Genomic DNA, 26,164 nt, shown 5'->3' on the forward strand with positions numbered 1-26,164 from the left:
TCCTTTCTATTTACTTGCTGCAAGTTTTTCTCCATCATCTAAACGAACAGAAACAAGCTTCGATACACCTGATTCTTGCATCGTTACACCATATAAAACATCTGACTCTTCCATTGTACCTTTTCGGTGCGTAATGACAATAAACTGCGTTTCATCGCTAAATTTTTTCAAATACTGTGCGAAACGAGCCACATTTGCTTCATCAAGAGCCGCTTCCACCTCATCTAATACGCAGAAAGGAACTGGACGTACCTTTAAAATACCAAAAAGCAAGGCAATAGCAGTTAGCGCACGTTCTCCGCCCGATAACAGCCCTAAATTTTGCAATTTCTTACCTGGAGGCTGCGCAACAATGTCAATCCCTGTATTTAATAAATCTTGTGGATTGGTCATCACTAAATCTGCTCTTCCTCCACCAAACAATTCACGGAATACAGCTTGAAATTCCGTGCGAATAGATTGGAATGTAGTAGAAAAACGTTTTTTCATCTCTTCATCCATCTCTGTAATCACTTGGTGTAATGTCTCTTTCGCTTCTTCTAGGTCATCTCGCTGTTCTAATAAGAATGTATGACGCTCTGCTACACGCTCATATTCATCAATGGCACCTAAGTTTACAGTTCCAAGCTCTTCTATTGATAACTTAATTAATTTGACTTTTTTACGAGCTTCTTCCGCAGGCATTGTCATTGTATATTTTAATTTTGCTGCCTCAAATGAAATCGTATATGTTTCACGCAAATGCTGCAATCTATTCTCTAATTCTACATCGAGTCGGTTAATCTTAACTTCTTGCTCTCTTATCATTTCCAAAATATATTTATGTTTGCCCTGCGCATCTTTCACATCGCGTTCCAATCGCTCTACTCGCGTTTGAAATTCCACTCTTTGTTCACGTCGCGAACGTATTAATTCTGTTGTCTGGTTTCGATCGTATGTTTTCTTTTCAATCATACTTGCAATTTGTTCTTCACCGCTCGAATTTGATGTCATTTCTTGCTTTAAGAACGATAAATCTTCTTTCGTTTTAACAAGGGTACGCTCCGCTTCATCTTTCTCTTTTGTTAAGCGTTCCACTTTTTCCTTTTGGTTAGATAGGCGCTGTTGTTTTTCAGCAGCTTGTACTTTTAACTCAGTGATTTCTCCCTGCACCTTTTCTTTCGAAGAGTGCTGTTCACTTTTCTGTTTTGTTAAAGTTATAATTTCTGTATCTAGTGTGTGAATCTCTTTCTGAAGGTTCGCTAAAATCTCTTCTAGCTCCTCCTTGCGTCCTTGCATTTTCACTTGATCTTGCATAAAGCCTTCAATCTCTAAATCATAGATTGATAAGCGGTCATTAATTCGATGCTCTTCTAACGCAAGTTGATTCGCTTCTTCTTTTAATTTCTGTTCGATGACACGTTCAGCTTCTATGGTTTGACGCAATTCTTTCACTTTTTCTTCTTTCTCTTGAATTTCTTGCTTCAATGCTTTCACAAAGTTTTCTAATTTAATTGTTTTTTCTTCCATGTCAGCAAGTTTCTCATTCCACTCTTCTAATTCACGCTGACGTCCTAATAAAGAGGATTTCGCTTGCTTCACGGCGCCACCAGTCATAGAACCGCCCGGGTTCACAACATCGCCTTCAATCGTTACAATACGGTAGCGATATTGCAATTGTTTCGCCAATTCGTTTGCTCCCCGTAAGTCTTTTGCAACAACAACTGTACCTAATAAATTTGAAACGATATTTTCGTATTTATGATCGTACTGCACAAGCTCTGCTGCAACACCAACAAAAGCAGGATGTTGATTGATTATACGCAACTGATCAACTGATAAAGCTCTTCTCTTAATGACTGCTTGAGGTAAAAATGTCGCACGCCCGTGTCTATTTTGTTTTAAAAAGGTAATTGCCTTACGAGCATGCTCTTCTGTTTGAACAACAATATGCTGCATTGCGGCACCAAGTGCAATCTCCAGTGCCACTTCATACTCCTTCGGTACTGTAAGAAGCTCTGCTACCGCACCTTCAATCCCTTGAAGTGTATTGTCACGAGCTTTTAATACTTCACGCACACCTTGATAGAAACCAGAATAACCCTCTTGCATTTCTTCTAGCATTTCTTTTCTTGAACGTGCTTGCTGAACAAATTGATAGGCTTGATATAACTTTGATTCATTTTCACTATATTGCGATTTACATTTCCCTAGTGCAGCTTCTGTCTTATGTATATCCTGAACAATTTGAGCGACTTTCGCTTTTACTTGCTCATAATTTTCTACAATTTTCGCCTTTTTTGCTGTAATTTGCATACGCATTTGAACATATTTTTCATTTTCTTCATCAAGGCGCTGATTTTTAGAGATTTGTTGCTTAAATTGCTCTTCGATCATAGCAAGCTCATTACGATAACTTGCTTGCTTATTTAAAAGTTCAATGTAATCACCTTTTAAATTCTCAATCTGTTCCTCTAAATTCTCCTCATATGTTGAAAGAAGTTTTTCGTTTTCTTGTAACTTCTGTTCCAATTCTTTCACTTGTTTGGCAAAATTCATTAATTCTTCAGTACTTGCTTCAATTTCACCTTCATAACCATGCACTTTTTCATTTAATTCAATGATTAACTGTTCTAATTGCACGCAATGTGTTGTTGCATTTTGTTTTCTTTCCTTCAGCAATTCCCGTTGTCCCTCTAGCTTTTCTAATTCTTTACTAGAAAGGAGAAGAACTTCTTGCAAGGAATTGATAGATTCATCAATAGCTTGTAATTGTCCGCGTAACTCTTTAAGTTCCGTCTCATTTTTTTGCAAGTGACTTGCTACCTTCACTTCTTCAGCTTTATTATGTCCAAATTGTTGACGAAGTGCTTCCCATTTTTTATATAATTCTTCAATTTCATACACAATAAGAGCTACTTCAACTTTTTCTAACTCTTCCTTTTTCTCTAAATAATCTTTTGCAACGGAAGCTTGTCTTTCAAGTGGCTCTATTTGATTGCTTAATTCATGAATGATATCTTGAACTCGATTTAAATTATCTTGCGTTTCCGCTAATTTTCCTTCTGCTTTCTTTTTACGTAACTTATACTTTAGTACACCTGCTGCTTCTTCAAAAACACCGCGACGTTCTTCTGATTTACTACTTAAAATTTCTTCTACTTTCCCTTGGCTAATGATTGAAAATGCCTCTCGGCCCATACCAGAGTCCATAAACAAATCAATAATATCTTTCAACCTACAAGGCTGTTTATTAATGAAAAAATCGCTGTCGCCTGAACGGGAAACACGGCGTGTTACACATACTTCATTATACTCAATCGGTAAGCGCTGATCTTCATTATTTAAAGTTAATGTTACTTCTGCTACATTCACTGCTCTTCTCGTATCACTACCAGCAAAAATAATATCCTCCATTTTTGCACCGCGCAATGATTTGGCAGATTGCTCACCAAGTACCCAGCGAATTGCATCCGTAATATTACTTTTTCCGCTTCCATTCGGACCAACAACCGATGTTACACCCGGAACGAAATCTACAGCAACACGTTCCGCGAAGGATTTAAATCCAGCTATTTCTAATTTTTTTAAAAACACGAAAGGCCTTCCTCCTGTTCTCTGTTGTTACACAATATTTAATCAAATAAACTTATTTTATGCACAGACTTTCCTATTCACTTAACATAAAAAAGAAAGTTTCACTCTATGCATAAGGAATCCCCCTTTACATGAGGGGGATTCCTTATGATTGTTCTTTTAATTTTCTCAACGCTTCTGCAGCAGCTTGTTGTTCTGCTTCTTTTTTCGATTTGCCACTTCCAAGACCAAGGGCTACACTATTTAATGTAACGCGAGACACGAACTCTCGATTATGAGCAGGTCCTTTTTCTTGTAAGATTTGGTACTCTATATTGCCGCTACCATCACGTTGAATCAATTCCTGCAATTGACTCTTATAATCCATCACATGAGAAAAAGCACCTTCGTTAATTTTCGGATATACAATTTCTTTTAAAAATCCCCAAACTGTATCTAATCCTTGATCAAGATAAAGGGCACCAATAAACGCTTCAAAGACATCCGCTAATAAAGCTGGTCGTTCACGTCCGCCTGTCATTTCTTCTCCTTTTCCTAATAAGACGAGGCTACCGAATGATAGTTCATTGGCAAAACGCACAAGAGATGGCTCACAAACAATAGCTGCACGCAGCTTTGTTAACTCCCCTTCACTCATTGTCGGATATTTTTGAAACAGATACTGTGATACAGTTAACTCTAATACAGCATCGCCAAGAAACTCAAGGCGTTCATTATCTTCATGTGGCTTTTTTCGATGCTCATTCACATACGATGAATGCGTAAATGCTTGAATTAATAATTTTTCATTTGTAAATGTAATACCTAATTTTTGTTGAAACGCTCTAAAAGCTTCACGATATTTTGCTTCATATTTTTTTTCTCTATATTTACGGTACGGCATAGGTCCCTCCAGATATAAGCCGAGAAAGCCCCGCCAAAAAACGGGACTTCACTCAAACATTATAGATGACTCTCTATGTAAGTCACAGCATCGCCAACAGTAGCAATCTTTTCAGCATCTTCATCAGAAATTTCCATTTCAAACTCATCTTCTAATTGCATTACAAGTTCTACTACATCTAGGGAGTCTGCGCCTAAATCTTCTTTAAAGCTCGCAGCTGGTACTACCTCAGTTTCTTCTACACCTAAACGATCAACGATGATTTTTGTTACACGCTCTAAAACATCTGCCATTCCATTCACCTCCCCTCAAGTATTATATTAAATATTATCAAAAAAAACTAGGTAAAATCGATTCTTTCCTTATTTCTTTTCTTACATTACCATACCGCCATCAACATGTAGGGTTTGTCCTGTAATGTATTTGCTTTGATCAGTGGCGAAAAATGTTACAGCATTCGCAATATCTTGCGCTTCACCAAACTGAGCAGCAGGAATTAATCTTAACATTTCTTCTTTTACCTTTTCATCTAATACATCTGTCATATCAGTCGTAATAAATCCAGGAGCAATTGCATTTACTGTAATATTTCGGCTTGCTAACTCCTTAGCTGATGTCTTCGTCAGACCGATTACTCCAGCCTTTGCAGCTACATAGTTTGCTTGTCCTGGGTTTCCAGTCACGCCTACAACAGATGCAATATTAATAATGCGTCCATAACGTTGGCGCATCATGTAGCGAGATACAGCTTTTGTACATAGGAATACACCTTTTAGGTTTGTATTAATAACTGTATCCCATTCTTCTTCTTTCATACGCATTAACAAATTATCTCTTGTTACTCCAGCATTATTCACAAGAATATCGATTTGTCCAAACGTATCTACTGCCTGTTTTACCATATTTGTAACATCATCTGCAATCGCAACATCTGCTTTTACCGCAATTGCAAATGATCCTATTTTCTTGATTTCATCTACAACTTCATTCGCTTTTTGCTCATTTCCGGCATAGTTTACAATTACCTTCGCCCCTTGTTTTGCTAAATCGATTGCAATTGCACGACCGATTCCACGCGATGCACCTGTAACAAGTGCTACTTTCTCTTTTAACATCCGTTTTCTCCTCTCAAACTTGAAATGGTATCTTTTAATGTTTCTTCATCATAGACTGTATATACTTTCACAGATGAATCAATTGCTTTCATAAGACCAGCAAGTACTTTTCCAGGTCCAATCTCAATAAATGTATCTACACCTTGCTCAATCATGTATTCCATGGATGGGTACCATAACACAGGTGAATAAAGTTGTTCAATCAGCTTTTCTTGAATCTCTTCCCTGTTTGTCATACAGTCTGCTGTAACATTTGCAATAACGGGGATCTTTGTATCTTGAATTGCAATTTCATTTAACACACTTTTAAATTTTTCAGCTGCCGGCTTCATAAGAGAAGAATGAAACGGCCCGCTTACTCGAAGGGGGATCGCTCGCTTCGCTCCTTTTTCTTTTGCCTTTTGAGAAGCAAGCTCTACCCCTTGTTTTGTCCCAGAAATTACAATTTGCTTTACACTGTTCATATTGGCAATTTGCACCGCATGCCCCTCGTTTGTCACTTCTTCTGTAACTTGTTTCAGCATATTCGGATCAGCACCTAATATGGCTGCCATCGCGCCTTCTCCACCCGGAACAGCTTCTTCCATATATTCGCCACGTTTTCTCACAGCATAAACAGCATCTTCAAATGTTAATGCTTCAACTGCAACAAGCGCACTATATTCACCTAAACTATGTCCTGCTACATAATCAGGGGTAATATCGTATTCATTTAAGGCTGTTAAAATTGCAAAACTCGTTGTGAGTAATGCCGGCTGTGCATTTGTCGTTAATGTTAGTTTCTCCTGAGGCCCTTCAAAAATCACTTGTGAAAGAGGCTCATTTAAAACTTGATCCGCTTTTTGAAATACTTCTGCTACTTTTTTGTTATTTTCAGCTAACTGTTTTCCCATTCCTACTGCCTGTGAACCTTGGCCTGGAAAAAGAAATGCTAGTTTTCCCATTTCAAATCCTCCTCTTATCGGAGTGGCTCTTTCTCCATTACACTTGAAATTGTAGGAATAACTTCTTTCGCTACCATCTCTCTCGTTTGACGAATCGCACTAAATATAGATTGGTCATTAGAAGAACCGTGAGCCTTGATGACAGGCGCTTTTAATCCAAATAGCGCTGCTCCACCATACTCCGAATAATCCATTTTATCTTTTAACGTCATCAATTTCGGTTTCAATACTGCTGCTGCTAATTTACTTGTAAATGAACTCATCAATTGCTCTTTTAACATAGAGAATAATGCAAGTGCGGTTCCCTCTAATGACTTTAGTGCCACATTTCCTGTGAAACCGTCACATACAACAACATCCGCTACACCTTGCAATAAATCTCTTGATTCAACGTTCCCAACAAAGTGAATTGGAGCATCTTTTAACATCGAAAATACTTGTTTCGAAAGATCATTCCCTTTCCCATCTTCTGTACCAACATTTAATAGTCCAACACGTGGATTTTTAATTCCTCTTACTTTTTCTGCATATACAGAACCCATTAATGCATATTGATATAAATGAATCGGCTTTGCATCAACATTTGCTCCAACATCTAACATAACAAAGCCTTCTCCACCAACAGTTGGCATAGTAGGTGACAAAGCAGGTCGTTCAATCCCTTCCATTCGGCCGACAACAAACAAGCCAGCTGCCATTAAAGCTCCTGTACTACCAGCTGATATACAAGCATCTGCTTTTCCTTCTTTTACTTGCTGCGCTGCTAGCACCATTGAAGCTTGCTTTTTGCGACGAACTGCTCTTACCGGTTCATCTATCGCTTCAATTTTTTCATCTGTATGAAGGATAGTAATTCGCTCTTCGTTCGTTAAATATTGACGAATTTCCTCTTCTTTTCCGACTAATGTAATATGTAAATCTGAATATTCTTTAATAGCTTTCATTGCTCCTAATACTACAGCCTTTGGAGCATGATCGCCGCCCATTGCATCTATTGCGATTTTCATAAACTGTTACCTTCCTCACTATAATTACTAGATCGATACATTTCAAAAGTGCCTGTAAAAACTAATTCTTCTCCAACAAAGCTCCGCACTTTGACAATCGTCCGTCCTTTATCATTCTCAACATCCTCAACGCGCGCTTTCGCAACAACACGCTCTCCTAATTTTACAGGACGAATATATCGAATGGTAGACTTTGCAGTTAAAGCTAGATCTTCATCAATAACCGCAACAGCTAGTGAGTTTGCTTGAGCAAACAAATGGTGCCCACGGGCAATTTGATTTCTTTGAAAAACATGTTCTAGTTTCACTTCAAAAATAGAAATTGCATGTCTATCTAATTCTATATCAATAATTTCTCCAACAATTTCTTCAAGCGGTAATGATTTCACATTCTCTTCATGATTTTTTGTAGCTACATGCTTAATTCTTTCTCTTAACTCTGGAATGGATAACTCCATACGATCAAGACGAACAGTCTGTATACTAACTTGAAATCGTTCCGCTAAATCTTCGTCCGTTATAAACGGATTGGTTTCTATTGTTTGTTGTAATAACGCTTGTCTTTCTTTTTTACTTCTTCTTTTTTTCATACCGCACCATCCATTTTTTATGACTAGGTACTAACAGTAGTATATAATCATTAAAAGTAGAATGCAACAAAAACTTTCACATTCTCTCTTAATCGAGCTTTTCACCTTGAAAAACACCTGTTTCTTCTAAATACATGCGTAATGCTACATACTGCTCGTTATGCCAAAACGCTTCCGATTCTACAAGGAGCGCAGCATCCTGCCTTGCTGTTTCTAACGCCCGATAATCATGTACTATGTCAGCCACCTTAAACTCTGGTAGACCACTTTGCTTACTTCCAAAAAAATCTCCAGGCCCACGTAATTCTAAGTCCTTTTCTGACAATACAAATCCATCATTTGTTTCAGTCATAATGCGCATCCGTTCTTGTCCTGTTTCTGATTTCGGATCTGCAATTAGCAAACAGTAAGATTGTTCACTTCCGCGTCCAACGCGCCCTCGTAACTGATGAAGCTGCGATAACCCGAAACGCTCGGCATCATAAATGACCATAACTGTTGCATTCGGTACGTTCACACCAACTTCAACTACTGTCGTTGAAACAAGGATTTGTACTTTATTTTCACTAAATTGTTCCATCACTTCTTCTTTTTCTTGAGCAGATAAACGTCCATGCATTAACTCAACCTGAAATTCCCCTTGATAATGATGCGTTAACATACTATGCAAATCAATTGCATTTTGCACATCAAGTTTCTCAGACTCTTCAATTAGCGGACAAATCACATATGCTTGTCTTCCTTTTTTTACTTCTTTCGCAACAAAATTTAAGACGCGATCTAACATATCATGCTTTGTCCAATATGTTTCAATCACTTTACGACCAGCTGGCATTTCATCAATAATCGAAACGTCCATCTCTCCAAAAGCAGTTATCGCTAATGTTCGAGGAATAGGAGTCGCCGTCATAAACAAAACATCCGGACTTTCTCCTTTTTCGCGCAATACGCGACGCTGCGCTACTCCAAACCGATGTTGTTCATCCGTAATAACCAATCCGAGTTTATGGAAAATAACCTCATCTTGAATTAAAGCATGTGTCCCAACAAGAATATCAATTTCACCTTGTTCTAATTTTGCTAAAATTTCTCGGCGACGCGCCCCTTTCACTGAACTTGTTAATAATTCCACATTCAAATGAAAATGCGAGAAAATTTCTGTCAATGACTGAAAATGTTGTTCAGCTAAGATTTCAGTAGGAACCATTAAAGCGCCTTGATAATGAGCAAGTTTAGCAGCATATAAAGCAATCGCAGCAACAACTGTCTTCCCTGACCCAACGTCACCTTGTAATAAGCGATTCATACGATACGGAGATCGCATGTCTTTTAAAATTTCAGCAATAACACGCTGCTGCGCCCCTGTAAGAGGAAATGGAAGCGCATCAATAAATTCTTTTAATTCTTCCACTGAAACATCTTTCTTCGTTCCTTGTGAATTTTCTCTTTCTATTTTGCGAAGAGCTTGCATTTTCAACTGAAACAAGAAAAATTCCTCATATACAAACCGCCGACGAGCTTGTTTTAAATCTTCTTGATTAACCGGAAAATGAAGCGCTCGAAGTGCTTCATAACGCGGTAATAACTTATATCGGCCAAGTAAGCCATTTGGTAACAACTCAACTATAGCATTTCCATATTCTTTCAAAGCTTGTGCGATAAAGCGTCTCATTTGCTTCACCGTTAATTTTCCTTTTACCGAATATACCGGCTCTATTTCTTGCTTCCGTACAAATGGCCCGAAGTGTAATTCGGACACAGAAATCGTTTGACGATGCTGATCCCATTTACCAGTAATGGTAACTACTTCATCAAGCTTTAGTTTTTGCTTATAATAAGGCCTATTAAAACATACAGCAGTAATTAAATAACGACCAACGAGCACGCGAACAGTCAGTCGAGATTTTTTCTTCCCATAGTATTGTAGGATAGGAGCACTATGAATTTTCCCTTCAACGGTCACACGCTCTTCATGCTTTACATCCGCTAAATCTTTCATTGCATAATCTTCATAGCGGTATGGAAAATGCTCTAATAGATGCGCGACTGTATAAATTCCCATCTCATGTAATAGCTCAGATGTTTCTGTCCCGATTCCTTTTACATCCGTAACAGGAACTTGCACAACTTCATTCAAAATCTCCACACTCCGTCACATCATTTTCTTCGTTCATTCTGCTTACCCTTGTCAATTTTTCGCATTAAGATTGCAAGTATCCAAATTTATTTTACGTTGCAATCGCTCGCTTCCACACTTTCTATTGTATCATAGGCATTCCAAAAGAAACCACTCTTACAGAATCGAACGAAAAAGAGCCCTACTATACCAGCAAGGCTCTTCTTCATTCATCATATACTAGCCTTTTGAATAAGAACGATAGATACTTTACATATCATTCATTCTTGTTCATTAGCAAATCTTACTCTACAGAAACTATGAAAGAATATACAGGTTGATTTCCTTGATGTACCTCAACCTCTACATCTTCAAATTTCTCTTCTACAAATGCAACGACTTCTGCAACTTCTTCTGCTGTTGTATCTTCACCTTGCAAGATCGTTACGATTTCAGAGTCTTCATCAATCATACTTTCTAACAATTGCTTCGCTGCCCCTACTTTTTGAGGATTAGTAGATACAATTTTCCCATCTGCAATACACATGAAGTCATCTTTTTGAATCGCTACACCGTCAATTTCTGTATCGCGAACTGCATACGTAATTTGACCTGTTTTCACATGAGATAATGCTTCCTTCATGTTCTCTTCATTTTCCTCTAAAGTACAAGCTGGATTAAATGCTAGCATTGCAGCCATTCCTTGAGGAACTGTTTTTGAGCGAACAACAAGAACTTCTTGATCCACAACAGAAGCCGCTTGTTCTGCTGCCATCACAATATTGCCATTGTTCGGTAAAATAATGATTTTCTCAGCATTTGCTTCTTCAATTGCCTTTACGATATCCTCTGTGCTAGGATTCATCGTTTGGCCACCTTCGATTACTTGAGTTGCACCAATGCTTTCAAATAATGTTTTAATACCTGATCCCATCGCTACAGTTACAATACCATATGGTTGTTTTTCCTTTGTTGCGCTCACTTTTTCATGTGCCGGTGCCGGTTCATCTAATAACGCAGTATGCTGTTCACGCATATTTTCTACTTTAATATTAATTAAACTACCGTAGCGTTGTCCATAGTTCATTGCATCACCAGGATGTTCTACATGAATATGTACTTTTACGATTTCATCATCTGATACAACTAATAACGAATCTCCATATACACTAATATCTTCACGGAATTTTTGTTCAGAGAAATTATGTTCCTTAGCCTTCTCTGCATCTAATTTCACCATAAACTCCGTACAATAACCATACTTAATATCTTCTGTATTCAATTGGCTTTGTACACTACGGTGATGTTCTGCACGTACCATTTCATTCATAGGTGGCTGCGTTGGCTCATCAGAAGCAATTGTTTCTCCTTTTAATTCTGCCAAAAAGCCTTCATATACAACAACAAGACCTTTACCACCGCTATCTACAACGCCAACTTGTTTTAATACAGGTAATAAATCTGGCGTACGATTTAACGATGCATTCGCTTCTTTTACAACGTCCTCCATAAACAAAACAAAGTCACGCTGTTTTTTCGCAACTGTGACTGCATATTTAGCCGTTTCTCTTGCAACTGTTAAAATCGTTCCTTCAATCGGTTTCATAACTGCTTTATATGCTGTTTCTACACCAGTTTCTAAAGCTGCCGCAAAATCAACTGTTGTTAATGTTTCTTTTTGCTCAATGGATTTAGAAAAACCACGGAATAATTGAGATAAAATAACACCTGAATTACCGCGCGCTCCCATTAATAATCCTTTTGCTAAACTTACACCGACTTTACCTGCATGCTGTGAAGGATTTGCCTTAACTTCACGAGCCCCTGAAGTCATTGATAAATTCATATTTGTACCAGTATCGCCATCTGGAACTGGAAAAACGTTCAATGCGTCAACAAGCTTAACATTGTTAGTTAAATTATTCGCTCCTTGAATAATCATTTGAGATAAACGTTTTCCATCAATTATTTGAATTGACACAGATTTTCCTCCTTAATGCACATTACAAGTTTATTACTTTAACTCCTTGTACGTAGATGTTTACAGAATCTACGGCTAGTCCTACTGTTTGATCTAATGTATATTTTACTTTCGTTTGGACGTTATGTGCTACTTCTGAAATTTTTGTACCATAGCTCACAATAATATACATATCAATATGTACTTCATCATCTTCTTTACGAACAATAACGCCTCGAGTAAAGTTTTCTTTTCGTAAAATATCTGTTAATCCATCTTTCAATTGATTTTTTGAAGCCATACCTACGATGCCGTAGCAATCTACTGCGGCACCTCCAGCAATTGTTGCAATTACATCTGTACTAATATCAATTTGACCGTACTTCGTTTTAATTTCAATTGACATCTCTTTTCCCCCTTCATAAATGGTGAAAGTGAGCTAGACTACTTTAATTACTATCATATAATCTTTTCAAAGAAAATTCCATCGTTCTTTCTGTTCACTCTCATAATTTCAGCATATCGTGCTTTTCTATGATGAGCAAAATAGTCCATTGTTATTATACAACATGTACTACTATAATATGTCAAGAGATTTTTCTTGTTCCCTTCTTTTTCCTACTGGTATTTAGTGTCAAGTAATTTTTCTTGATTTCTTTGTTATACACGGTTGCATTCTGTTTTTAGTTGTGTTAAATTATAGTAGTGTTTTTAGCATCGCATAAAAGACTAACATTGAAAAATTACGTATGGTAAGGTAGTTAAGGAGGGAAATATACATGGCTCGTGTTTGTGCTATCACTGGAAGAAAAGCTCGTTCTGGTAACTCTCGTTCTCACGCAATGAACGCTACAAAACGTAAATGGGGCGCTAACCTTCAAAAAGTTCGCGTACGCATCAACGGTAAAGTTCAACGTGTTTACGTTTCTGCTAGAGCATTAAAATCTGGCAAAATCGAACGTGTTTAATAATAAAAAAAGAGCCACTTGGCTCTTTTTTTTATTATTACCATGAAAAAAGCACCGGTAAAAGGTGCTTTTTTAGTCCTTTTTAAAGGTATTTAACACCGCGCGAACAATTCCACCAAGAAATTTAGGTAACTTAATTGTATAAAATCTCATGGTTTCCCTCCTAATCCCCATTACTCCACTTGTTTACTATATGATGCTAGGAGCAAATTTGTTTCTTTAATCAGTGCTTCTTATCATCATTAATATGCCAGAAGTAAATGAAAAAGTACCTTTTTCATTGGCAAGTTCATTACTAATGCAAAGCGTCGATCCCCATTCAATGGTTCTATTTGTTAAAGGATATTTAAAACCGTGAAGTGTAATCCCTTTTACAATCTTTGTAACTGGTACAAAAGAAACATATGGAAACTGTTTATTTTCTTCAATATCATATGCTCCTACACTCTTTACACATATTTCATTTTTTCGATCCACAATATACATATCTATTTCTTTTTCTAAACCTTTCAAAAGCATTTGTATATTAGCTAAACCATGATCAAGTCTCCCGCCAGTAGCACCAAAAATGCGAATGAACTTCGGATTTTGATTTAAAGCCCACCGAATAGCAATTTCTAAATCCGTTTGATCTTTTTCCTTCGGAACAATATGTAAATCATCTGTCTGTTTTTGCATCCAAGCCAACTCATCATCGGTCACCGAATCATAATCACCAAACGCAACAGCCGGAACAATTCCTCGTTTTAATAAGCGATACACCCCACGGTCAACTGCTGCCCACACTACCTCGTCATTTTCATATAAAGAAAAATCCGCACAATGTTCTTCAGGTCCTCCTGCTAAAATATGAATAATCATTTTTTCGTCCCCTTCTATCAAAAAAAGCAATCTGCCAGTCGGTAGATTGCTTTTTTGTGTGATCCCGTTCTAACAGGTCTTTATACATTTCTAATACGTATTTCTTATCCGCGAATCACTCGAATTGCTTCGCCGCGGTCTTTTTGATTATATACTGCTGAACCAGCTACAAGCGCATTTGCACCCGCTTCGATACAAAGTCTTGCGGTTTCTGCATTTACACCACCATCAACTTCAATTTCTACTTGTAAATTACGCTCCTTTATCATTTCTGATACTTGTTTAATTTTTGGTAAAACAGAATGGATAAACTTCTGTCCACCAAAACCTGGATTTACTGTCATAAGCAATACCATATCAATATCTTCCAATACATGTTCAATGATAGAAACTGGTGTATGTGGATTTAAAACAACCCCAGCTTTAATACCATGCGATTTAATTAACTGAATCGTGCGATGTAGATGTGGACATGCTTCTACGTGAACAGTAATAATATCTGCTCCCGCTTTTGCAAAAGTAGGAATATAATGATCTGGGTTTTCAATCATTAAGTGTACATCTAGCGGTAAAGATGTAATCGGACGAATTGCCTCTACAATTAGCGGACCAATCGTAATATTTGGAACAAAATGTCCATCCATTACATCAACATGAATATAATCCGCTCCCCCTTTTTCTACATCTTTAATTTCTTCCCCTAATTTTGAAAAATCTGCTGATAAAATCGATGGTGCAATTTTAATCATGACTAATACCTCGGCTTTCTTTCTCTAATTTCTTCTACAAATTGTTTATAATGTTCATAACGGTAATCAGCAATCCTTCCTTCCTCAACCGCAGCTTTCACCGCGCATTTCGGTTCTGAAAGATGTATACACCCTCTAAATTTACAATATTGACTCTCTTCTTTCAACTCTGGAAAACAAAATGTCAAGTCTTCCATTTCAATATCGATAAAATCAAGAGAACTAAATCCCGGTGTATCTGCTACCAGTCCACTTCCAATCGAAATTAATTCTACATGCCTCGTCGTATGTTTCCCCCGACCTAAATGCGAAGAAATATCATTTGTTTTCAGCTCCAAATCTGGTCTCAATACATTTAACATAGATGATTTCCCAACGCCAGATTGTCCCGCAACAACTGAAACACATTCTTCAAGAAATGGTTTTAAGATTTCAATACTCTCTGCTGCATGAACAGAAGTAAATAATACAGCATATCCCATTTCGCGGTAATCATTTGCATAAGATTCAACCATTTTTCTCATTGGCTCATCTACTAAATCCATTTTACTAATACAAATGATCGGCTTAATGTTATGATATTCAATCAATACTAGAAAACGATCAAGCAGACCTGGATTGAAATCTGGTTCAACCGCAGAAAACACAAGAATCGCTTGATCAACATTCGCGATAGGAGGTCTAACAAGTTCATTTTTCCGTTCAAATACTTCCAGAACGTAACCTTCGTTTTGATTCTCTGCTTGAAAAACTACTTGATCTCCTACAAGCGGTGTGATTTTATTCTTTCTGAATACACCACGACCCCGGCATTGTGTAATGCCTTCTTCATGTTGCACATAATAAAAACCGCTTAAAGCCTTAATAATTTTTCCCTCTGGCATACAATTCTCCTTTATTTATATAGCATCAAGCTTTTATCACTACTGTCTAGTTCACCATAATGACCCTCTTTTATCATAGTCGATATGTAATGTATATACGAATAACCACTACTCAATTTACTCTCATTTTATTATTTTCCATCTTAAAGGGTAACACCTTTCTCGTTATACTGTCTACCATATAAACAGGCTTAACAGGAAAGTGTAACGAATTCCATCTCCTTCTATACTAGGAGATGGAATTCACAAAAAGAAATTTCGTGTTATTCAGTTGGATACGGCACTTCTTTATCTATAATTGTTGTGCCATCTCGAACAATCTTATAACGTCCTTTCGTTCCTTCTTGAATGACAAATTCTAAAGAAATAGTGGCCGATTCTGTGATCGTTCGCGTTTCAATCGGCTTGTCCATTTTATGCTGCATATCTTCTTTATAAATTTCGATTATTTGTGGCTTTTTCTCACCTATTACAGGAGCTTCATATGGCAGTGAAATATTATCTACTTTTACAGTCTTCGTTACTTTTGGTTTCGGACCATCTGAAATCGTCACAAATACTTTATCTCCAGCTTTTAACGGTGTTCCTGGTTTTGGTGATTGAGAAATTACGAGACCTTTCTCCACTGTATCCGAATATTCTCTTTTTATATGCGATACAAGTTTATTTTCATTTAAATAACTATTCACATAGTTTTCCGTCCAACCAGAAAAATCACCAAGCCTAATTTGATAAGGTCCTTTACTCACCCAAACTTTCACTTCTTGTTCCGATTCCACAATCATTTGATTTGGAGCTGGACTTTGGTCTATAATCTGTCCTTTTGGTTTCTCGCTTTCCATATAAGATGGAATAATTATTTTATATTTCCCTTCCCATTCATCCTTCAAACTTTCATAATCTTTTCCAACTAAATTATCCATTTTGCTTTTTTTCTTTCCACCGGATTGATAGATCGTAATCTTAGTGTTTTCCTTTACAACTCTTCCCGCTGCTGGATTTGTTTTAATGACTCTTCCTTCTTCAACATCATCTGTATAAACAATATTCGGTTCAGCCACTTCAAATCCTTTCTCAACAAGAGCCGTAACAGCAGACTCATACTTCATACCAGCCACATCGGGAATTTTCACATCTTTCGGTATAAAAAATCCCGGAATTACCGTAAGTGCTAACGTGATACCAATTGCTAAGAATAAAAACGTTGTAATTAATACCTTTAACCATTTGTTACTTCGTTTTTTTTCTAACTTTGGTTGCACTTCTTCTTTTGTGTGCTCTTCTCCTTTATTTCCATGTAATACAATAGTTTCCTCGCCTGCATTTCCAAATAGTTGTTCTTGTTGAATAATTGGAATTGCTTTTGTTGCTTCTATATCTTCTGGAATATAAAACGGTTGCTCGTTAATGCGTTCTGGATATAAAGCTGTTTCAATGTCTCTTTTCATTGCATTTGCAGACTGATATCGATGAAAAGGATCTTTTGCAGTTGCTTTTAAAATAATATTTTCTACACTTTGCGGAATCTCTGGATTCCAACGTTTTGGAGACGGTGTTTCATTTTGTAAATGTTTTAAAGCTATAGCAACAGCAGATTCTCCTGAAAATGGTTGTCGGCCCGTTAGCAATTCAAACATAACAATCCCAAGTGAATAAATATCCGATTGTTTATTAGCTATTCCTCCGCGTGCCTGTTCTGGAGACAAATAATGTACAGATCCAAGTACAGAGTTCGTATGCGTTATCGTGGTTGCACTTGTAGCTGTCGCAATTCCAAAATCTGTAACTTTCACAATTCCATCATTTCGAATAAGAATATTATGTGGTTTAATATCTCGATGAACAATTTCAAAATGATGCGCATGTGCCATTGCAGCTGTTAATTGCTCCATAATATCAAGTGCTTCAGCTATCGATAACATTCCACGCTGATTTATGTATTGCTTTAATGTTTGTCCAGGTACATATTCCATAACAAGATAATAAATCCCATCTTCTTCCCCAACATCATACATATTCACAATATTTGGATGCGACAACGTTGTAACAGATTGCGCTTCTCTATGGAAACGTTTAATAAACTCTTCATTATTCGCATAATCGAGTCTTAAGATTTTTACCGCTACATCCCGACCTAGTATATCATCATGAGCTAAATATACATTGGCCATTCCTCCGCCACCAATCATTTCCAGTAGCTTATAACGGTCGTTTAGGCGTTTTCCAATCAGCACGTTGTAATTCACCTACTTTCGTTTGCCGAATCCGCATAATCAACAATGACAAGGGTAATGTTATCTTCTCCGCCACGATCATTCGCCAATTGAATCAGATGTTCTCCCTTTGTCTCAAGTTGTTCATTTAATTGCAAAATCCTTTGCATGTCATTTATGGCAACTTTATTTGATAATCCATCAGAGCAAAGAAGCAATTGATCGTTCTCTTCCAGCACCAATGTTTTAACGTCTAATCCGACCTTTTCTTCTGTTCCAAGCGCACGCAAAAGCACATTTTTTTTCGGATGATATTCCGCATCTTCTTTTGAAATTTCACCATGTCTAACCAGTTCATTTACAAGGGAATGATCCTCTGTCACAAGCGACATTTCTCCATCAGATATCATATAACAACGACTATCTCCAATATGTCCAATCGTAACGAAACCTTTTGTACATATCGCTGCAATAATCGTTGTTCCCATACCGCTGCACTCTACATGTTGCTTCGAGTATTCATAAATGCGTTCGTTAATCATTTCAACGTTGTTATGTAACCATTCTTCTATTTTTTTCGGCTCATTCATATTATATGTTTGTTTCCAATAATCGTGGAATAGCTGAATAGCCATCGAGCTAGCGACATCCCCAGCTCGATGACCTCCCATTCCATCAGCTACTACAGCTAAAATATCTCCATCTAAATTGTGAAAAACCCCCGCACTATCTTCATTGTGTTGACGCACCTTCCCTTTATCCGATAGAAACACGGCTTTCATTTTGTCACCTCGTCTCTTCTTTGCGCTCCTTTGCACGCAACTGACCGCAGGCAGCATCAATATCATGACCTTGTTCACGGCGAATCGTTACATTCACACCACGATTTTTTAACGTTTTTTCAAATAAGAAAATTTGTTCTCGTGGTGTTCTGACGTAGTCTCGCTCTGGTACATAGTTTACCGGAATTAAATTCACATGACATTTTACACCTTTTAAAAGTTGTGCCAGCTCTTCAGCGTGCTCCACTTGATCGTTCTCTCCACCAAACAAACCGTACTCGAACGTAACACGGCGCCCTGTTCTATTGATATAGTACTTAATAGCTTCCATTAAATCCGGTAATTTATAAGCGCGGTTAATCGGCATTAATTTTGAACGCAATTCTGTGTTAGGAGCGTGCAATGAAATCGCAAAGTTAATTTGCAAATCTTCTTCGGCAAACTTATAAATTTTCGGGATAATTCCACTCGTTGAAACAGTCATATGACGTGCTCCAATATTGATTCCCTTTTCATGGTTAACAATGCGCAAGAATGACATTAAGTGGTCATAGTTGTCAAACGGTTCACCAATTCCCATTACGACAAGGGAGCTTACGCGTTCATTTGTTTCATCAAGCGCACGCTGTACTTCTACTACTTGTGCAACGATTTCCCCAGCCTCTAGGTTTCGTTTTAGGCCTCCTAATGTTGACGCACAGAACGTACAGCCAATGCGGCAACCTACCTGAGTTGTTACACAAATAGAATTTCCATACTCATGTCGCATCAATACTGTTTCAATAGAATATCCATCGTATAATTGGAACAAAAATTTAATCGTACCATCAGAAGAGGTTTGTTTTACTAATGTATTTAAGGTAGTAATATCAAAGGAATTCGACAATTTTTCACGCAATCCTTTAGAAAGATTTGTCATATCCTCATAATTTTTTACACGTTTTTTGTAAAGCCAATCAAAAATTTGTCCAGCGCGAAACTTTGGCTCTCCTTGTTCCTTTAACCACTCTTGCATTTCATGAAGTTGTAAAGAGTAAATAGATGGTTTCTTTGTTTCTAAAGCTTTCTTTTGTTTTCTTGTAGTTGTTTCCATGATGCTACACCTTCTTTCTTAAACAAGCAATATAAAAGCCATCCGTCGCAAAATAATGCGGTAAAATTTGCACTTGTCCTTTATTGATATATGGACGTAATTTTTCTGGCATACGTTCTTGCATCGTAGTATCCCACTCAAATTCTGGATGCTTTTGTAAAAAATTTGCTACCACTTGTTCATTCTCTATTTTTTCAATTGTACATGTACTATAGACAAGGCGGCCGCCTGTCTTTAACAGAGGAGCAACTTTATCTAATATCGTTTGTTGAATTGTCGACAGTCTTTCACTATCTCCTTTTTCTTTCCCTAATTTAATATCCGGTTTACGTCGAATGACACCAAATCCAGAGCATGGTGCATCAACTAATATTTTATCGAAACTTTCATTTTGAAAGTGCTCTTGCACCTTTCTAGCATCCAATGCCTTTGTTTCCACATTCTCCAGACCAAGTCGATTCGCTTGTTGTTTAATTAAGCGCACTTTATGATCATGTAAATCAAGAGACATAACCTTACCAGTTCCTCGTAATCGTTCTGCCATATGCGTTGTTTTTCCGCCAGGAGCAGCACAGCTATCAAGAATCATATCTCCTTTACTTGGTTCTACAGCTCGTGCGACAAGCATGGAACTTTCATCTTGAATAGAAAGAAACCCCTTTTGGAACGCTTCTGTATGAGCTACATTTCCTTTTTCAATTTGAATTGCATCATCAGATAAATCGCCGCGTTTTGCTTCAACACCTTCTTGATTTAATAAGTCAATCGCTTCTTCTACTGTTATTTTATCAACATTTACTCGCGCTGTTGGGACAGGTGGTAACATATTTACTTCACACATCTTTTCTGCTGTCTCTAAACCATATGCAGCTACCCATTCTTGTACAAGCCATGTCGGATGACTCATCGCAATCGCAAGACGCTCCACAGGATCTTTCAACTCATCTAAAGAAGGTACACCTTCTCGTTGAATGGAGCGCAATACCCCATTCACCATTCCGGCAATTCCTTTATGTCCGCGACGTTTTGCGATTTCAACTGCTTCATGAATAGCAGCTCGTTCTGGAACTCGGTCTAAATAAAGCATTTGATATAAAGATAAGCGAAGTAATACCCTTACCCATGCATCCACTTTCTTTCTTAAAAACGGCTGTAAATAATAGTCTAATGTGTCACGACGTTGAATCGTTCCATACACAATCTCCGTTAATAAACCGATATCTTTTTTATGAATTGTACTTTTTTCAATCAAATGATTTAATAGCAAGTTACTGTAAGCACCGCTTTTTTCTACTTGCATTAATCCATCAAGAGCTAACTCACGAACGTTTTGTCTCATGCATCTTCTCCTAACTTCATACCAATCTCCAGTTTTGCCCCGCGTAAAAATTGTGAAGAACTCATACGTTTTTTACCAGCTGGCTGTAACTCGGTAATCTTAATACCTGTTTCATTTCCAGTAACTACAATAAAACCATCCTCTTGAATCTCTACAATTGTTCCCGGCTGGGCATCATTCGCTGTAGGAACTTTTTCTCCCCACCATACTTTTACTACTTGTCCAGCTAAAGTTGTATATGCAACCGGCCATGGATTTAATCCACGAATGTGATTGTATACCTCTTCACCTGTTTTCGCCCAATTAATTTTTTCTTGTTCCCGCTTAATATTATAGGCAAATGTAACTTTTTCCTCGTCCTGTTTAATTGGTTCTAATTTACCTTGAACTAAAAGCGGCACTGTTTTAGATAATAAGTGTGCTCCAGCTTCACTCAATTTATCGAACAATGACCCTGTTGTTTCACGTTCTTCAATTTCCACTTCTACTTGCGTTAAAATATCACCAGCATCTAATTTTTCAACCATGTACATAATCGTAATACCTGTTTTTTCTTTTCCCTGCATAATGGCATAATGAATTGGTGCACCACCGCGAAGCTCTGGAAGTAATGATGCATGTACATTAATACAGCCATATTTCGGTGCTTCTAAAATTTCCTTTGGTATAATTTGCCCGAACGCAGCTGTTACGATTAAATCAGGCTCTAGCGCCAATACTTTCTCATATTCATCTTGTTCGCGAATTTTTAAAGGTTGTAACACTGGGATACCGTGCTTTTCCGCTTCAACCTTAACAGGCGTTGGCGTCATTACTTTTTTTCTGCCCACTGGACGATCTGGCTGTGTTACAACACCAACTACATCATATCCATCCTCAATAAGACGACGAAGCACCGGTACAGAAAAGTCCGGTGTCCCCATAAATACTACTTTTATCATGCAAAGACCGCTCCTTTTATTTCTCTTCTAATTCATTTTCCTCATAATATCTCGTTACTTTTGATGTAAATAATACACCATGTAAATGATCGATTTCATGTTGAATTGCACGCGCTAAGAAGCCATTTGCTTCTAATAGAAATATCTTCCCGCGACGATTTTGCGCTCGAACTTTAATATATTCCGCTCGTTCTACTTCACCATAAAGTCCCGGAAAGCTTAGGCAGCCCTCGGGACCTACTTGTTCACCACGTTTTTCTAAAATAACTGGATTGATGAGTTCAATTTTCCCAGTATCATCTCCAATATCAATAACAGCTACTTGCAAGCTTACACCGACTTGTGGAGCAGCTAAGCCGACGCCATCTGCCGTCACCATTGTCTCATACATATCTTTCAATAAAATCACTAACTTTTTATCAAAGTTTATTACCCGTTCACATGGGGTCTCTAGCACCTCATTTGGATGCTTTACAATTTCTAAAACTGCCATAATTCCCTCCGTTACATTAACACCGTTGGATTAAAATCAATTGAGATTTGTAAGTCCTTTTGCATTTCTGCTTGATAATGTTCATTTACCATTTTGAGTACGTACTTTAAGTTTGGTTCCCGTTTGTATTTTATCATGCATTGATAACGATATCTATCTTTTATCCTTGGAATCGGCGACGCAACTGGACCTAAGACCATCGTTTGCCGCGAACAGTTTGCCCGTAAATAGCCGACAATTTTTTCTGTCACCTGCACTGCCTTTAATAACTCCGGATGCGATACAGTGACAAGTGCGACATAATAGTATGGTGGATATTGCCTCATTCTTCTCATTTGCATTTCCTGTTCAAAAAACAAATCATAGTTTTGGCCTTTTGCCAGCTCTATACTATAATGTTCCGGTGTATATGTTTGAATCACCACTTCTCCTGGCAAGTCGTGACGTCCGGCTCTGCCGCTAACTTGTGTTAATAGTTGATACGTTTTTTCGCTCGCCCTAAAATCCGGCAAATGAAGCATTGTATCAGCTGTTAGAACACCAACAAGCGTCACTTTCGGAAAATCTAATCCTTTTGCGATCATTTGTGTACCAAGTAAGATATCGGCTTTTTCTTCTCCAAATGCTTTTAATAGTTTTTCATGCATTCCCTTACGACTTGTTGTATCCACATCCATTCGAATCACTCGTGCCTCTGGGAATAATTTTGTTAATTCTTCTTCCACCTTTTGTGTTCCTGTACCAAAAAAACGAATATGCGAACTATTACATGCCGGACAAGCTGTTGGCATCTGTTCCTCATAACTACAATAGTGGCACTTTAAACGATAATTCATTTTATGATACGTAAGTGATATATCACAGTGAGGACATTGTACTACATAACCACAATCTCGGCACATCACAAATGTAGAATGTCCGCGGCGATTTAAGAAAAGCACCATTTGTTCCTTTTTCTTTAATCGATCAGCAATTTTTTCATATAATGTTCTAGAGAACATAGAACGATTGCCATCGCGAAGTTCTTCACGCATATCTATAATATTTACCGTAGGCAATGCTTGCTCATTCATTCGCTTCTCCATCGTTAACAGCTCGTAAACACCTTTCTTCGCCCTAGCAAACGATTCAAGTGTCGGTGTGGCACTACCAAGCACGATTGGACAACAATGATATCGCCCTCTCCAAATTGCAACATCTCTAGCATGATATCTCGGATTATCCTCTTGCTTATAACTTGCTTCATGCTCTTCATCAATAATAATAATCCCTAAGTTTTCAAATGGAGCAAAAATCGCAGAACGTGCACCAACTACAACTTTTACTTCTTTTCTTAAAATTTTCCGCCACTCATCATATTTTTCTCCAACAGAAAGTGCGCTATGAAGAACCGCAACTTGCGAACCGAATCGCCCTTTGAAACGCTCTACCATTTGCGGTGTTAGGGCAATTTCCGGAACAAGTACAATCGCTTCTTTTCCTTTTTCTAATACCGCAGCGATTGACTGTAAATACACTTCTGTTTTTCCGCTTCCTGTGACTCCATATAGTAAAAATGATTTGTAAGTTTCATTTGTAATAGCTGACAAAATGGGTGTAATCACTTGCTTTTGTTCATCTGTTAATGGAAATGGTTTGGTCTTCTCAAAATCATCTTCATCATAAGGATTACGATATACCTCTATATATTTTTCAGACAATAAACCTTTTTTTACGAGCGATTTAATGGGAGCATCTGTTATTTGCAATTCTTCTTTCAATACTTTTAATGGTACAGTGTGGTAATTTTCCATAAAATAATATAGTATATCTTGTTGTTTTTTACTTTTCAATTCAAACGCCGCCGCTTCTAGTCCTTCCTCTTGTAATTCAGGCTGAACAACTCTTTGTTTTTTCTTTTGCACTTTATCCTTTACTTTATAAATTACTTCAACTGTACCGTTTGTAATTTCTTTTTGCACCATGCGATATAGCTGTGGCTGCGAAGCAACTTCTTCCCAATCTATTCTATCTTTCCCTTGAAATAAGTGATCTATTTCGGCGGAAACTTCATTCGGATTATGAAGCTGTAACAATTTCTTGTAAGTAGCTTTAATTGCAGTTGGAAGCATCACTTGAAAAGCAGAAATTGTATAGCATAACGTCTCTTCCGTAAGCCAAAAGCCAAGCTTTAGTAGCTCTTCATTTAGAACTGGTGTGACGTCTAATATTTCATGTAATGATTTTAATTTTTTAATTTCTACATCTACAGAGTCTTTTATGTCGATAATAAATCCTTGTAACTTTCGCGGTCCAAACGGAACAACGACTCGCATACCAGTTTGCACAATATCTTCCCACTTGTTAGGAATGATATAGTCAAACGACCTATCTGTTTGACGGGCCGGCACATCAACAATTACACTCGCAAATTTCATATACAATCATCTTCTAACATCGATTCAATTTGCTTCAATATTTCATAAGCGACTTCCTTTTTCGATAAAAGTGGCAACTCAATCACATTCCCATCTTTTCTATACATGGTTACGATATTTGTATCTGTACCAAATCCTGCCCCTTGTGCTTTTACATCATTTGCAACAATCAGATCAGCATTCTTTTCACGTAATTTTCTCGTTGCATACTCTTCAATATTTTTCGTTTCAGCAGCAAAGCCAACAAGCAATTGATGCTCTTTTCTCTCCCCCAATGTTTTTAAAATATCAGTTGTTCTTTCTAATTCAATGACAGCATCACCATCTTGTTTTTTCATCTTGTGATTATGCACAAATTTAGGGCGATAATCGGCAACAGCAGCTGTTTTTATGACAACATCCATTTCTGAATAATGTTGCAATACGGCCTCCAACATATCTTGTGCCGATTCCACTTGTATCGTTGTAACGTTTATAGGCGGTGTTAATGCTGTCGGTCCCGAAACAAGTATGACATCCCCTCCAAGATTTGCAGCAGTTTCAGCTATAGCATAGCCCATCTTCCCTGAAGAAAAATTTGTCATAAAACGAACTGGGTCTATCTTTTCACGAGTAGGACCAGCTGTTATTAATATTCTTTTTCCACGCAATGTTTTTCCGGCTGAAAACTGTTCTTCCAATCGTGCCATAATGACTTCAGGTTCTTCTAATCGCCCTTTCGCCACATAGCCGCATGCTAAAAAGCCTTCTCCAGGCTCAATAAATGTATATCCTAAATTTCGCAGTGTCATCATGTTTTTTTGGACAATTGGATTTTCATACATGTGTACATTCATAGCTGGCGCAATCCAAACTGGTGCTGTAGTAGCTAATAATGTAGTAGTAATCATATCGTCTGCAATCCCATTTGCTAATTTTCCGATACAATTCGCTGTAGCTGGCGCAACTAATATCACATCTGCCCAATCAGCTAAATCAATATGAGCGATGACCGCACAATCCTTTTCGTCAAATGTATCTGTATATACATCATGGCGAGAAAGTGCTTGAAATGTAAGAGGTGTAACAAATTTCATCGCCGATTCACTCATTATAACCTTTACAAGCGCTCCTGCTTGTGTCAACTTACTCGTTAATGCTGCCGCTTTAAAAACGGCAATCCCCCCAGTTACACATAGAAGTATTTTTTTCCCTTTTAGCATATAACTCGTCCTCTTTCTTGTTCAAACTTAT

At 37.6% G+C, this 26,164-nt stretch carries 23 protein-coding genes; 1 reads left to right on the plus strand and 22 read right to left on the minus strand.

Annotated elements, in window-relative coordinates; translation table 11 throughout:
- Positions 1 to 6: 6 nt before the first annotated feature.
- The 10 genes from smc to MR056_RS00295 all read right to left on the minus strand — a co-directional run bounded on the left by smc (position 7) and on the right by MR056_RS00295 (position 12,597).
- Entirely contained in the window at positions 7 to 3,576 is a 3,570-nt protein-coding gene (smc, locus tag MR056_RS00250) for a chromosome segregation protein SMC (RefSeq protein ID WP_242136510.1), read from the minus strand.
- A 145-nt stretch (positions 3,577 to 3,721) separates the two neighbouring features.
- Entirely contained in the window at positions 3,722 to 4,459 is a 738-nt protein-coding gene (gene rncS / locus MR056_RS00255; protein WP_012094944.1) for a ribonuclease III, read from the minus strand.
- A gap of 59 nt (positions 4,460 to 4,518) precedes the next feature.
- Positions 4,519 to 4,752 carry an acyl carrier protein gene (acpP, locus tag MR056_RS00260; protein WP_000786062.1) on the minus strand — a complete coding sequence of 78 codons (234 nt, stop codon included), beginning with the start codon at positions 4,750 to 4,752 and terminating at the stop codon, positions 4,519 to 4,521.
- A gap of 81 nt (positions 4,753 to 4,833) precedes the next feature.
- Complete coding sequence (gene fabG / locus MR056_RS00265) at positions 4,834 to 5,574, minus strand: 3-oxoacyl-[acyl-carrier-protein] reductase (protein WP_048721978.1); 741 nt, start codon at positions 5,572 to 5,574, stop codon at positions 4,834 to 4,836.
- Positions 5,568 to 6,518 carry an ACP S-malonyltransferase gene (gene fabD, locus MR056_RS00270; protein WP_048721972.1) on the minus strand — a complete coding sequence of 317 codons (951 nt, stop codon included), beginning with the start codon at positions 6,516 to 6,518 and terminating at the stop codon, positions 5,568 to 5,570. Before fabD ends, fabG begins: the two co-directional genes overlap by 7 nt.
- A gap of 14 nt (positions 6,519 to 6,532) precedes the next feature.
- A complete protein-coding gene (gene plsX / locus MR056_RS00275) occupies positions 6,533 to 7,525 on the minus strand; it encodes a phosphate acyltransferase PlsX (protein ID WP_087099000.1) in 993 nt (330 codons plus the stop codon).
- Entirely contained in the window at positions 7,522 to 8,115 is a 594-nt protein-coding gene (gene fapR / locus MR056_RS00280) for a transcription factor FapR (protein ID WP_012094948.1), read from the minus strand. Before fapR ends, plsX begins: the two co-directional genes overlap by 4 nt.
- Before the next feature lie 88 nt (positions 8,116 to 8,203).
- Complete coding sequence (gene recG, locus MR056_RS00285) at positions 8,204 to 10,252, minus strand: ATP-dependent DNA helicase RecG (RefSeq protein WP_087099001.1); 2,049 nt, start codon at positions 10,250 to 10,252, stop codon at positions 8,204 to 8,206.
- A gap of 283 nt (positions 10,253 to 10,535) precedes the next feature.
- On the minus strand, positions 10,536 to 12,212 hold the full coding sequence (locus tag MR056_RS00290; protein WP_087099003.1) for a DAK2 domain-containing protein: 1,677 nt from the start codon (positions 12,210 to 12,212) through the stop codon (positions 10,536 to 10,538).
- 22 nt (positions 12,213 to 12,234) lie between these two features.
- A complete protein-coding gene (locus MR056_RS00295) occupies positions 12,235 to 12,597 on the minus strand; it encodes an Asp23/Gls24 family envelope stress response protein (RefSeq protein ID WP_012094951.1) in 363 nt (120 codons plus the stop codon).
- 373 nt (positions 12,598 to 12,970) lie between these two features.
- On the opposite strand from MR056_RS00295, the gene rpmB reads away from it, so the two are divergent.
- Positions 12,971 to 13,159 (plus strand): 50S ribosomal protein L28, encoded by a 189-nt coding sequence (rpmB, locus tag MR056_RS00300; RefSeq protein ID WP_012094952.1) that lies wholly within the window; start codon positions 12,971 to 12,973, stop codon positions 13,157 to 13,159.
- 72 nt (positions 13,160 to 13,231) lie between these two features.
- On the opposite strand, the gene spoVM is transcribed toward rpmB, so the two are convergent.
- The 12 genes from spoVM to coaBC all read right to left on the minus strand — a co-directional run bounded on the left by spoVM (position 13,232) and on the right by coaBC (position 26,133).
- On the minus strand, positions 13,232 to 13,312 hold the full coding sequence (gene spoVM / locus MR056_RS00305; protein ID WP_001213600.1) for a stage V sporulation protein SpoVM: 81 nt from the start codon (positions 13,310 to 13,312) through the stop codon (positions 13,232 to 13,234).
- 66 nt (positions 13,313 to 13,378) lie between these two features.
- Complete coding sequence (locus MR056_RS00310; protein ID WP_087099005.1) at positions 13,379 to 14,020, minus strand: thiamine diphosphokinase; 642 nt, start codon at positions 14,018 to 14,020, stop codon at positions 13,379 to 13,381.
- Between the two features lie 104 nt (positions 14,021 to 14,124).
- A complete protein-coding gene (gene rpe, locus MR056_RS00315) occupies positions 14,125 to 14,769 on the minus strand; it encodes a ribulose-phosphate 3-epimerase (protein ID WP_087099007.1) in 645 nt (214 codons plus the stop codon).
- A 2-nt stretch (positions 14,770 to 14,771) separates the two neighbouring features.
- Positions 14,772 to 15,653, minus strand: coding sequence for a ribosome small subunit-dependent GTPase A (gene rsgA / locus MR056_RS00320; protein ID WP_087099009.1), 882 nt, complete (start codon positions 15,651 to 15,653; stop codon positions 14,772 to 14,774).
- Between the two features lie 263 nt (positions 15,654 to 15,916).
- A complete protein-coding gene (pknB, locus tag MR056_RS00325) occupies positions 15,917 to 17,887 on the minus strand; it encodes a Stk1 family PASTA domain-containing Ser/Thr kinase (protein WP_087099011.1) in 1,971 nt (656 codons plus the stop codon).
- An 8-nt stretch (positions 17,888 to 17,895) separates the two neighbouring features.
- Positions 17,896 to 18,648, minus strand: coding sequence for a Stp1/IreP family PP2C-type Ser/Thr phosphatase (locus MR056_RS00330; protein WP_012094958.1), 753 nt, complete (start codon positions 18,646 to 18,648; stop codon positions 17,896 to 17,898).
- 4 nt (positions 18,649 to 18,652) lie between these two features.
- On the minus strand, positions 18,653 to 19,741 hold the full coding sequence (rlmN, locus tag MR056_RS00335; RefSeq protein ID WP_012094959.1) for a dual-specificity RNA methyltransferase RlmN: 1,089 nt from the start codon (positions 19,739 to 19,741) through the stop codon (positions 18,653 to 18,655).
- Positions 19,742 to 19,745: 4 nt separating this feature from the next.
- Complete coding sequence (gene rsmB / locus MR056_RS00340; RefSeq protein WP_012094960.1) at positions 19,746 to 21,080, minus strand: 16S rRNA (cytosine(967)-C(5))-methyltransferase RsmB; 1,335 nt, start codon at positions 21,078 to 21,080, stop codon at positions 19,746 to 19,748.
- The gene (fmt, locus tag MR056_RS00345; protein WP_012094961.1) at positions 21,077 to 22,021 is read right to left on the minus strand and encodes a methionyl-tRNA formyltransferase; all 945 of its coding nucleotides are present in this window, start codon (positions 22,019 to 22,021) and stop codon (positions 21,077 to 21,079) included. The genes rsmB and fmt overlap by 4 nt, the downstream gene beginning before the upstream one ends.
- 16 nt (positions 22,022 to 22,037) lie before the next feature.
- Complete coding sequence (def, locus tag MR056_RS00350) at positions 22,038 to 22,514, minus strand: peptide deformylase (RefSeq protein ID WP_087099013.1); 477 nt, start codon at positions 22,512 to 22,514, stop codon at positions 22,038 to 22,040.
- 11 nt (positions 22,515 to 22,525) lie between these two features.
- A complete protein-coding gene (gene priA, locus MR056_RS00355) occupies positions 22,526 to 24,931 on the minus strand; it encodes a primosomal protein N' (protein WP_087099015.1) in 2,406 nt (801 codons plus the stop codon).
- Positions 24,928 to 26,133: a bifunctional phosphopantothenoylcysteine decarboxylase/phosphopantothenate--cysteine ligase CoaBC gene (coaBC, locus tag MR056_RS00360; RefSeq protein ID WP_087099017.1), complete on the minus strand. Its 1,206-nt coding sequence runs from the start codon at positions 26,131 to 26,133 to the stop codon at positions 24,928 to 24,930. The genes priA and coaBC overlap by 4 nt, the downstream gene beginning before the upstream one ends.
- Positions 26,134 to 26,164 lie beyond the last annotated feature (31 nt).

Origin of the sequence: Bacillus cereus group sp. BfR-BA-01360 (genome assembly GCF_022663595.1) — a bacterium.
Taxonomy (GTDB): domain Bacteria; phylum Bacillota; class Bacilli; order Bacillales; family Bacillaceae_G; genus Bacillus_A; species Bacillus_A cytotoxicus.

Coding starts and splice junctions, on each gene's coding strand:
- fabG (WP_048721978.1), bottom strand. CDS start 5,574: ATGTTAAAAGAGAAAGTAGCACTTGTTACAGGTGCATCGCGTGGAATC.
- rncS (WP_012094944.1), bottom strand. CDS start 4,459: ATGCCGTACCGTAAATATAGAGAAAAAAAATATGAAGCAAAATATCGT.
- MR056_RS00295 (WP_012094951.1), bottom strand. CDS start 12,597: ATGTCAATTGAAATTAAAACGAAGTACGGTCAAATTGATATTAGTACA.
- rpe (WP_087099007.1), bottom strand. CDS start 14,769: ATGATTAAAATTGCACCATCGATTTTATCAGCAGATTTTTCAAAATTA.
- MR056_RS00310 (WP_087099005.1), bottom strand. CDS start 14,020: ATGATTATTCATATTTTAGCAGGAGGACCTGAAGAACATTGTGCGGAT.
- fabD (WP_048721972.1), bottom strand. CDS start 6,518: ATGGGAAAACTAGCATTTCTTTTTCCAGGCCAAGGTTCACAGGCAGTA.
- rsmB (WP_012094960.1), bottom strand. CDS start 21,080: ATGAGACAAAACGTTCGTGAGTTAGCTCTTGATGGATTAATGCAAGTA.
- def (WP_087099013.1), bottom strand. CDS start 22,514: ATGGCAGTTTTAGAAATTGTAAAGCATCCAAATGAGGTGCTAGAGACC.
- priA (WP_087099015.1), bottom strand. CDS start 24,931: ATGAAATTTGCGAGTGTAATTGTTGATGTGCCGGCCCGTCAAACAGAT.
- coaBC (WP_087099017.1), bottom strand. CDS start 26,133: ATGCTAAAAGGGAAAAAAATACTTCTATGTGTAACTGGGGGGATTGCC.
- rpmB (WP_012094952.1), top strand. CDS start 12,971: ATGGCTCGTGTTTGTGCTATCACTGGAAGAAAAGCTCGTTCTGGTAAC.
- fapR (WP_012094948.1), bottom strand. CDS start 8,115: ATGAAAAAAAGAAGAAGTAAAAAAGAAAGACAAGCGTTATTACAACAA.
- plsX (WP_087099000.1), bottom strand. CDS start 7,525: ATGAAAATCGCAATAGATGCAATGGGCGGCGATCATGCTCCAAAGGCT.
- acpP (WP_000786062.1), bottom strand. CDS start 4,752: ATGGCAGATGTTTTAGAGCGTGTAACAAAAATCATCGTTGATCGTTTA.
- rsgA (WP_087099009.1), bottom strand. CDS start 15,653: ATGCCAGAGGGAAAAATTATTAAGGCTTTAAGCGGTTTTTATTATGTG.
- rlmN (WP_012094959.1), bottom strand. CDS start 19,741: ATGGAAACAACTACAAGAAAACAAAAGAAAGCTTTAGAAACAAAGAAA.
- fmt (WP_012094961.1), bottom strand. CDS start 22,021: ATGATAAAAGTAGTATTTATGGGGACACCGGACTTTTCTGTACCGGTG.
- spoVM (WP_001213600.1), bottom strand. CDS start 13,312: ATGAGATTTTATACAATTAAGTTACCTAAATTTCTTGGTGGAATTGTT.
- MR056_RS00330 (WP_012094958.1), bottom strand. CDS start 18,648: ATGAAAGCCGTGTTTCTATCGGATAAAGGGAAGGTGCGTCAACACAAT.